The organism is Methylophaga sp. UBA2513, from assembly GCF_002341285.1.
In the GTDB taxonomy this organism is placed as follows: domain Bacteria; phylum Pseudomonadota; class Gammaproteobacteria; order Nitrosococcales; family Methylophagaceae; genus Methylophaga; species Methylophaga marina.
In genome coordinates this window covers 33,722-43,338 of sequence record NZ_DDNT01000019.1, presented here as the reverse complement: position 1 = coordinate 43,338, position 9,617 = coordinate 33,722, and the positions used below count along the sequence as shown (strand labels likewise).

General features: G+C 41.3%; 8 protein-coding genes. 5 read left to right on the top strand and 3 right to left on the bottom strand.

The window, feature by feature from the left end; genetic code table 11:
- Positions 1–963: TonB-dependent receptor plug domain-containing protein (locus tag B3V56_RS11225; RefSeq protein WP_289284296.1), on the bottom strand; the 963-nt coding region annotated here is incomplete at its 3' end.
- 372 nt (positions 964–1,335) lie between these two features.
- Here B3V56_RS11225 and B3V56_RS11220 point away from each other — a divergent pair.
- The 5 genes from B3V56_RS11220 to B3V56_RS11200 all read left to right on the top strand — a co-directional run bounded on the left by B3V56_RS11220 (position 1,336) and on the right by B3V56_RS11200 (position 5,352).
- Positions 1,336–2,250 (top strand): GGDEF domain-containing protein, encoded by a 915-nt coding sequence (locus B3V56_RS11220; protein WP_289283042.1) that lies wholly within the window; start codon positions 1,336–1,338, stop codon positions 2,248–2,250.
- Positions 2,251–2,253: 3 nt separating this feature from the next.
- Positions 2,254–3,285: an AraC family transcriptional regulator gene (locus tag B3V56_RS11215; RefSeq protein WP_289283043.1), complete on the top strand. Its 1,032-nt coding sequence runs from the start codon at positions 2,254–2,256 to the stop codon at positions 3,283–3,285.
- Between the two features lie 131 nt (positions 3,286–3,416).
- Positions 3,417–3,608 (top strand): hypothetical protein, encoded by a 192-nt coding sequence (locus B3V56_RS11210; RefSeq protein WP_289283044.1) that lies wholly within the window; start codon positions 3,417–3,419, stop codon positions 3,606–3,608.
- Positions 3,609–3,812: 204 nt separating this feature from the next.
- The gene (locus B3V56_RS11205) at positions 3,813–4,961 is read left to right on the top strand and encodes a cysteine desulfurase family protein (protein WP_289283045.1); all 1,149 of its coding nucleotides are present in this window, start codon (positions 3,813–3,815) and stop codon (positions 4,959–4,961) included.
- Between the two features lie 82 nt (positions 4,962–5,043).
- Positions 5,044–5,352, top strand: a complete 309-nt coding sequence (locus B3V56_RS11200) for a hypothetical protein (RefSeq protein ID WP_289283046.1) — start codon at positions 5,044–5,046, stop codon at positions 5,350–5,352.
- Positions 5,353–5,411: 59 nt separating this feature from the next.
- On the opposite strand, the gene B3V56_RS11195 is transcribed toward B3V56_RS11200, so the two are convergent.
- Positions 5,412–8,138, bottom strand: coding sequence for an ATP-binding protein (locus tag B3V56_RS11195; protein ID WP_289283047.1), 2,727 nt, complete (start codon positions 8,136–8,138; stop codon positions 5,412–5,414).
- On the bottom strand, positions 8,135–9,439 hold the full coding sequence (locus B3V56_RS11190) for an ABC transporter substrate-binding protein (RefSeq protein ID WP_289283048.1): 1,305 nt from the start codon (positions 9,437–9,439) through the stop codon (positions 8,135–8,137). The genes B3V56_RS11195 and B3V56_RS11190 overlap by 4 nt, the downstream gene beginning before the upstream one ends.
- Positions 9,440–9,617 lie beyond the last annotated feature (178 nt).

Genomic DNA, 9,617 nt, shown 5'->3' with positions numbered 1-9,617 from the left:
ATCTTTTAATTCACGGAAACCTTCAGCGTCATCGCCTGATTCATTTGGGAGGAGGGGATCGGCAAATTCAATACCAGCCGCGTTACGGGTTTCCGTATCTGTAAAACGACTGAATAAAGTACGCAGGTAGTAACTGGTATTGACGTCGGCTTTGTAATCAAAATTGACACCTAAACCCAGACGCTCACGTGAAATCTCGTAATCACGTTGTTCCAGTTCCTCGAGACGCGGTTGACTACCATCAAAATCCCAGGCGCCACCGGTTTCAACATTATCTGAACCAAAGTCCCGTTTTTGCCAACTCAAGGCCGCGGCCACACCAAAGTTATCGACCCCATCACCAATACTAAAAATATTACTGACTGCACCTGAGCCTTTAGGGCTGATTTGGTCAGTATTATCATCAAAACTACCTTCTGTTGAGAGCGTATAGAACAGGCCATCATGATCAAAGGCTGACAGACTTCTGACATTGATGGTGCCGCCCAGCGAGTTCGCATCCATATCAGGGGTTAATGTTTTTACAACTGAAAGAGATTGCACCAACTCACTCGGCAAAACATCCAGTGCTACAGCCCGGGTATCACTCTCAGGTGAGGGCACATTAGTACCATTGATAGTAACGGCATTCAGTTCAGGAGCCAGTCCACGAACAGTAACAAAACGTCCTTCACCCTGATCGTTTGCCACAGACACACCCGGTAAACGCTGTAACGCTTCAGCAGCATTATCATCGGGTAACTGGCCAATGCCATCCGCATGCACCACACTCTCAATACTATTTGAGTTGCGTTGTTCAGTGAGTGCTTTGTCAATCTGTACTGCCTGTCCAATCACACGAACAGTTTCCAGATTGAGGTCATCCTCAGCGTGGACGCCATTACTGATAAAACTACTTATGCCAAGAGCAATCAGACTTAACTTAAAACTGGGTCGCTCTAACATCAGGTTTGTCTTTTTCATAAATATCCTTGTCGTCATAGTGGTTCGATGGCGGCAAGTGTAGGTAGGCTAAATGACAGTTAGATGACAGAAAAATTTAAAAGCATTTAAAAACAATAAGATAGCTCAGTGGTGACCGTATATTTGAGCTGAAATGACCATGACGAAGTTAAAAATGTTGAGTTGGAAATAAGCCTATCCCACCTAGCTTAATTCTTTAAAAACAACGTCATATGAATATTTGGTGCACGGTTTAAACATTAAAAAAATGAAGAAATGGTCATTTTTTTGTGAGCTAAATTGACTGCATGTGATGTCACAACACTGTCATTTTTTTAGCGTAGTGTCGCCAATATTCAATGTTTATAGCTGATATTTAGTGCACTTAAATCAATGAAAAAACGACCGTTTTTACAGACTTCTTATTTTTATGGCTTGGCGACAGCTATTGTTTCCGGGACCCTCATTTTACGAGCATGGGGTGACGTAAAGCCGATAAGCGAGGTGAACTGGTTGGATGTTATGTCAGAAGGCGGCATGGTGATCCTAGCCTTTTTCTGGTTGGCCTTATTACTTCGGAGTCGACCTGCAGGCCGAGTAACGCGGTTGTTGGCATTTGGTTTATGCGCCATTGTTTTTTCCTGGTCGATGGATTTTATGGATGAGTTCATTCGTATGCCATCAACCTTAATCTGGCACAACTGGCTTGAAAGTATGCCGATACCGATTGCCTTAATATTATTAAGTATTGGTATCTATCATTGGCATCAGGAAGAAATTGCTATCAGTGCTCAAATGGTAAAACGTGAACGGTATTTTCGCGAGCACCGTTTGTTTGACAAGCTTATGCCTGTTGGCGGCGGCGCTTATTTAAAAAAACAGCTCAAGCTATCCTTGGCAGAGAGTAAAAAGCATCAGCAACCATTGGCGCTCATCGCCATTGATCTTGATGATTTCAATGTGATTAATCGTTTGTATGGCATAAAAGAGGGCGATCACATCCTCCAGCTGGTCTGTCAGCTATTATTGTTAAACCTGCGTGATAAGGATTTGATCTGTCGCTTGGCTGGCGACCGTTTCGTTATCCTCTTACACGACACCGATGAGGCTGAAGCAAAACAGCTGAGTCAGGATCTGCAACATGCGGTAGCCAGTTTTGCTTACCGTACACAGGAATCACAGCAGCGTGTCTATTTAACAGCGACGACCGCCATTACCATGGCAAAAAGGGATGATTCTGATTCGTTAATTAAACGATTAAATCAACTTCTTAGCCAGCGTAAACAAACAGCTGCACCTGTCATCTGAACCATGGCAAAGCTGGTAAAAACGCTGGGATATGAGCTAGATACACCCTGTATCACACCTCATTATCAGCCCGCTGTATTAGTCGAATTGGCACTGTCACGTGATGTGTCTGAGTATCATCTACTGAAAGGAACGCGTTTACAGCTTGGTGATTTTGAGCAGGCTGAAGAGCGCATTAGTCCTGACCAATATCTGACGTTAATCAAAAACTCTCAGAAACTAACGGATGCTGATGATATAAGCTTTTTATATGGTCAGCGTTTATTTCCTGGATTTTATGGTTCTGTGAGTCAAGCTTTACAGCAAGCGAATAACTTACGTCAGGCAATAACGATCCTTTGTGAATATCATGCCATTTTGTCGCCACTATTCACGCCTCGATATTATGAAAATGACGATGAGCTATTTTTGTATTGGGTTGACAGTACAGGAAGCATAGAACAACACAGATTTATTATTGAGTCTTACATGTCCGCTTTTGTGTCGATGGTGGCGTGGTTAGCTGGTGAAAAAATGCCTTGGCAGTTTGAATTTAGCTACGATGAACCTGAATACGTTGAACAATATTGGGTCAACTTTGGACAAGATATTCGCTTTAATCAACAGATGAACCGAATACGGCTACCCAGATACTGTTTGGATACACCTTGGCCGAATGCATCTAAGTTTGGCATGCAGGGCGCCTTAAAAGAGAGTGACAAGCAACTTTCTGAAGAATACAGCCCGTATAGTTTTCTTGATCAAATATACAGCTACCTTCAGTCACATATAGACGAACCACTTAATTTGGATAAAGTGTCATTTTCATTTGGCCTCAGCCCGGCCTCCATGAAACGAAAGCTCAAAAAGCATCAAACCAGCTTTCAACAACAATTAGACTTGGTCAGAAAACATACCGCTATTTATTTGTATGAGGTTAAACAGATGAATAGCCAGGAAATAGCCGAGTACCTCTGTTTTAATGACATGAATAATTTTCGACGAGCCTTTAAGCGTTGGACTGGAAGCTCGCCTTATCATTTATTTGCACAATAATTTGAAGTAGCTAAATCATTTTGTTTTATTACTTAAGCCTTCCTTAATCTCGTTCAGCAAAAATTCAGTATCCAGGGTCTATAACTGAACTGTAGCTAAACATTAGCTCAGTCAATTTAAGGAGTCATCCTATGAACAGATTAAATACCTTTCTCTCTATCAGTGCGTTGAGTATTGCCAGCTCTGCTTCTGTCGCCGTTGCCGATAGCAAAAACGTTGATCCCAAAAATATCAATAAAATTGAAACCAGTCTGGTTGAGAGTCACACACCCTCTTCGAATGAAGCAAGCAACAAAGCGCACCAGGAAATAATAAAAAAATAAAATGCTAATGATCCTTCAATCTGTTACCGATTTTACTCCTCCTCGGTAACAGCTTTTTTTTGCCCGTTATCTGAGCGTCATGTTGATTTTATCAATGCAATAAATACGTTTATGCGTAGCCAATAGCTGGTGTTTCTCGCTATCCTATGACGTCAATCTTTATATCACCCTCTGATTATCTGATATTAAAAAGTGGAGCAGTCAATGCAAACCGGTAGTTCAATTTACCTAGACTATCAGGCAACAACGCCGATAGAGCCTCGCGTTGTTAGCGCAATGGCACCCTATAACCATGAGATTTTTGCTAATCCACATTCGACAGCCCATGTGTTAGGTCAGCAGTCAGCGGCAGCGGTTGAGGCCGCACGCAGTACGATTGAAAAATGTATTAATGCCTCTTCTGAAGAAGTGATTTTTACCTCTGGTGCGACAGAGTCAAATAATCAGGCGATTGCCAGTGTGATATTTGGTAATACCACAGATCGCCGTGACATTCTTATCAGTGCAATCGAACATAAATGCATTAAAAATGCTGCCCATTTTTACGCGGCTAAATTAGGTTACAAAGTTAAAGAAATCCCAGTGCATAGCTCGGGGCTGATTGATGTTGATGCTTATCAATCTTTATTGTCTGACCAAACTTTGCTGGTTTGCATAATGGCTGTGAATAATGAAATCGGCACTATTCAGGATGTCAAAACCTTTGCTGAAATGGCTCATCAATCAGGCGCTTTATTTCATTGTGATGCCGCACAAGCCCCTGAAGCGATAGATATTGATGTGAAAGACTGGAATGTCGATATGCTGAGTTTGTCTGCCCATAAAGTTTATGGTCCCAAAGGCATCGGTGCGATTTATATTAAAAACGATCTTCAAGCCGAGTTACCGCCTTTCATTCAGGGAGGAGGGCAGCAGTTTGGTATGCGTTCTGGCACTTTGGCCACGCCACTCTGTGTTGGTTTTGCTGAAGCGATGCGTATCACCAAACAAGAAGCAAAAACTCACCGTGAACAATTAACGCATTTGAAACGTTTGTTTCTACAACAACTGGAAGCGACACATATTCCATTTAAATTGAATGGCACACAAACTCAGTGTCACCCTGGCAATATTAATGTGCAATTCATTGGTTGCGATGCGAATAAGCTATTAGAAAAACTCCAACCCAATGTCTGTGCCTCTACTGGATCAGCATGTAATAGTGAAATGGTCTTGCTTTCGCATGTATTAAAAGCGATTGGGCTGACAGATGAAGAAGCAGGATCATCTTTACGCATCAGTTTGGGACGCTTCTCAGATGAAGCACAAATTAAACACGCTGTAGCTGAGATAAAACTAGCGATAGAAAAATAATATTGATTTGTTTGGATGTAATAACCATTTCTTAACTTGGGTGGGCGTAGTCTAAAAATCCCAACAAACAAAAGAGGGATTTATGATGAAAACATTATCAACAACACTTTTCACAGCCTTAGCTGCGATGGCCATTAGCTCAGCTACATTTGCTGAACCAGTATCAACTGACGATATGGCTAAACACACCAAGAAAGGTTACTTCGCTCATATCGATACTAACGGTGATGGTGTCATCACAAAAGATGAAGCGACAGCAGCAGCATTAAAACGCTTCGAAAAAATGGATGCCAATGGCGATGGCAAGGTGACGAAGGAAGAAGCGAGAGCCGCCCATAAAAAACATAAAGGCGACAAACGCGCCTCATGCACGGATAAAAAAGATAAATAATCACTTAATACAAATAAGGGAGCTAATGGCTCCCTTATTTTTGTAAAATATATGCAGGCCTAAAGCCATTTCTGCAATATATCCAATAAGGTATTCGGCATTATCGGTTTGGTTAAATAGTCTGACATACCTGCTGAGAGACATTTTTCTTTCACGCCTTCCATCACATCTGCTGTGAGGGCGATAACCGGGGTCGACAGATTGAACTCTCCGGCCTGACCTGAGCGAAGATGTTGTGTGGCGGTAAAGCCATCCATGACCGGCATCATACAATCCATAAAGACAATATCGTATTGCTTCTCACGCAGTTTATCTAAAGCGACTTCACCATTTTCTGCAATATCAGCCGTCATTCCATATTTCGCGAGGATACCGCTGGCCACCATCTGGTTGATTTCATCGTCTTCAACCAGAAGGACCTTACTTGATGAAAAGGTGGGTAACGAAGCAGTGTCTGCAGTAGGTTGTTCATGTTGCTCAATAAGCTGTTCTGATAATGAGCGGCTCGCATTAAATAACTCTGACGCACTGATAGGTTTGATCACCGTGACATCTGATAAATCACTTATCAGTGAACGGCTCAAATCATCTGCCAATGATGACAGTAAAATAATCTTAATATTTTTGGATTTGAGTTGTTTGAGTTTATTTTCATTGATGTGATTCAGCATGGCGCTATCAACCATCAGCACCACATCGGTATCTTCCTCTCGAACCGTTGTCTCAATCAGCAATAATGATGAGGTGATATGTAGATGATTCCCCCATTTAGAAAATAAGCTTTCTAAATAGGTACTTAATTTTTCATTGCTGGTGTAGGCAAAAAACTGCGTGAATTTTGTGGTCAGTACTCGAGGAGGTAAAACCTTATCTTTTTTCACCGTAATGGTGAAATAAAAATGACTGCCAGCCCCAACAGTTGAGTCAACTTCCAGTTTCCCCCCCAGCATGCTCACTAACTCAGCACTGATAGCTAACCCAAGACCGGTGCCGCCGGCTTTTCTGGTTGAAGCTGAATCAAGTTGGCTAAACCGCTCAAATAAATTGGTCAGCTCTTCTTCTGATATGCCGATGCCAGTATCAGTAACAGAAAAATCAAGGTTAAGGCTGTTGTCATCGACTGACTTGATATCAATCTTGAGTTCGACTGAACCGCTTTCGGTAAACTTAACGGCATTAGAAAGCAGGTTAAGAAGGATTTGTCTGAGACGAATCGGATCAGAAATAATTTGTACATTCTCAATTGCATTGGCAGGGCAGAGGACTTGAAGGCCTTTATTATGTGCATTGGGTTCAACCACTCTGCCAATATCAGAAATCAGTTTTTCTAAATTAAATGCCGTCTCTTCAATAGAGAGCTTGCCAGACTCAATTTTTGAATAATCCAGAATATCATTAATAATTCGCATCAATGATTCGGCACTGATTTTAATATTGTGGGCAAACTGATGTTGTTTTTCCGTAAGTTGGGTATCGCTTAGCAGATTAATCATGCCTAGGATGCCATTCATCGGTGTTCTTATTTCATGACTCATATTCGCCAGAAACGCACTTTTTGCATCGGCGGCTGAATTCGCTTTTTTAGCCGCTAGCTCTAGTTCAACCTCCCTTAAACTTAACTCTTCGGCCAGCTCTTCTGTTTCTTTTAAGAGGCGTTTTGTTTCATCCGCACTTTGTTTAAAGAGAGTAGCCGATCGGGCTAGCTTGCCTATTTCATCATGCCGATCGATACCAGGAATAGATAAGGTTTCTCGACCAGCACTGATATCTTCAAATGTCTTACTGATATCAGAAATGGGGACCGTGATAGCGCGACTGACCCTGCCAGAAATCATGAGGGCGATGGCCATCAGAAAAAAGGAACCGATAAACGCAATAAACTTATACAGTTCCAGATTATTATTGGTGCTACTAAAAAGTGCTGTTTGTCTCTCAATGGAATAATCTTTTAATTGCACAGACAGGCTTTTTAATTCAGAGGCTTCCCCTGCAATCACCACATTAACCAGAAAAATAAAATTGCGATCTGCTTGAATCGTACGAAAGAAGGTATTTTTGATGGTATCAAGTTGATTGTTGAGATTAATGATTAATTGTCTTTCTTTTTCAGAGGTGGAAGCGAGCTCTGAATAGACAGCAATATCCGTTTTTGCTTGATTAAATGTGTCAACGAAATTTAAACGCGTTTTGTTGGTACGGCTTTGAAAGTATTGAATAATTTGATTCTGAGCAAAAGCGATTGAAGAACGAATTTCATACAATAAAATCACTTCTTCAGACTTCTTATGTTGCTTTGTCATGGTGTCGAGCATGTTATAAACAGAACTAAACTGTTGCTCCAGTTGTGTATGTAACTGCTTTAACACCATACGCTCATCATTCAATTTTGCCGTTTTCTCGTAGAGGTTCTCAAGTGAGTCGGTAAATTTGGGATAAATGGCGGCTGATTCCTCACTGGACTCCGATGAAACAGAAAGACTATGGATAGTGGTTTTCAGGCTTTTTAATAATCGTTGAATGTCTGTAATGGACGACTGACTATCCGTGATGCGAAACACTAATATTTTTCGATTAAGTTCAATAATATCTGCTTCGACTTCAGACATCAGCCGTGTATAAGAAATCGATTTTGTATAGTCGTTGAATAGTTTTTCAACATTTGTCAGAGAAAATAAATTCACAATGACAATAAACAAAGAAATCAACGCAAGGCTGGCGAAACCAATAAAGACACGCTTGCGTATCCCAAGCTGACTCATCAGTGTAGATTGATGCCATTTACTCATGCTAATAAAAACTCATACCATTTTTGTAGCGAATAATCATAATTTGGCATAACCGTATTCCAGATAGCGATATTGCTTAATCGTGTGGTGTACGCTCCCCCGGTACGAATATCACCAGCCCTGACTGAAATTTTGCCATCCGTGCCTTTTAGATCCGCAGTGGCCTCTTTTCCTTCATACCAGTAATCCCATTCATTTTTGTCTAATAAAGGTTTTGATCGTTCCGGATTTGAAATGTAATAACCTTGACGGGCAACATAAGCACCAGCCCAACCACTTAGCCACCAGTTCATATAATCGTAAGCGGCATCTTTGACATGCCCCTGACATTCACTGGATAAACACATCACACCATGCCAGGCACGGTAACCTTCTCTGGGGGCGGCATACGTGACGGGGATACCGTCGCCATTGAGTGCAGAAACTGCTGGTGAAAACATGCTTTCCAGGTGTACCCGTCCTTGACGCATATAATCAATTGATTGAGGTACCGAATTCCAGAAACCTGCAAAGTGATGTTGTTTTTTGAAATCCAGCAAAATAGAAAAGAGGCCATCAATTTCAGTTTGCGTCATATCGCTCATATCATTGAAATTAATCAGGCCTTTACTCTCTGCAGCGAGAGCCAAATCAAAGATACCGATGGTCGGAGAATTAACAATGCCCACTTTTCCGCGATATTGCTCATCTAATAACCAGGACCAACTTTCCGTTTCATACGGAATGCCTTTTTTTATGGCATTCGTGTTATAGCCAAATGAATCCACATTGTGAACATAGGGTAAAAAACTAATCTTGCCGGTGAATTGAGTTCCCAAACTGCCATCTGCTTGAATATTTAAAATTTTATGTGGTGCATCACCTAAGCCAATATTAGCTTCAGGTGCAATTTTCCCTGTTTTTGATAGGGCATTGATTTCATCCCAGTAGCTTAAGCGCTCCGTATCAATGGGCTGAATCACAGAGGCCTGCCAGAGCTGTCGAATACTATCGGTCCATTGCTCATAGATATCAAAAGAGCCTGGTTGGGTTGTGGCTTTTTGAATAAGTTCAGCCTCGCCACCTGGTTCAAAAACGATATTAATACCAAGATCAGCCATGGCTTGTTGTCTTATCTCTTCTTGTAGCGTCACGTGTGTGCCCATCACGCGTAAAGTTGGTGTTGTTCTGGCGAACACAAAAGGCGCTTTGCTTGATAAAACGGATAGGCCAGCTAATACACCAGATTTTTTTATAAAATCGCGTCTATCCCCCGAGATATTTTCTTGTGTTCGTTGGGTAGAGGCTTCTGGATTATTCATTACACTTACCTAAAGACTAAGATGTTTATTTTTACTGTATCGACACAACAGACATTGTATTGAGTAATTGATTGTCATCAGGACTTATCGTAAACGATTTACCAATAAAATGAACATCAAGGCTTGATAGTTAAGCTATAGAAGTAGAAACTTGATATCAAATCAAACTGCCATGTAA

Excerpts from the sequence above, each read along its gene's own strand:
- B3V56_RS11195 (WP_289283047.1), bottom strand. The coding sequence starts at position 8,138 with ATGAGTAAATGGCATCAATCTACACTGATGAGTCAGCTTGGGATACGC.
- B3V56_RS11200 (WP_289283046.1), top strand. The coding sequence starts at position 5,044 with ATGATGAAAACATTATCAACAACACTTTTCACAGCCTTAGCTGCGATG.
- B3V56_RS11220 (WP_289283042.1), top strand. The coding sequence starts at position 1,336 with ATGAAAAAACGACCGTTTTTACAGACTTCTTATTTTTATGGCTTGGCG.
- B3V56_RS11190 (WP_289283048.1), bottom strand. The coding sequence starts at position 9,439 with ATGAATAATCCAGAAGCCTCTACCCAACGAACACAAGAAAATATCTCG.
- B3V56_RS11210 (WP_289283044.1), top strand. The coding sequence starts at position 3,417 with ATGAACAGATTAAATACCTTTCTCTCTATCAGTGCGTTGAGTATTGCC.
- B3V56_RS11205 (WP_289283045.1), top strand. The coding sequence starts at position 3,813 with ATGCAAACCGGTAGTTCAATTTACCTAGACTATCAGGCAACAACGCCG.
- B3V56_RS11215 (WP_289283043.1), top strand. The coding sequence starts at position 2,254 with ATGGCAAAGCTGGTAAAAACGCTGGGATATGAGCTAGATACACCCTGT.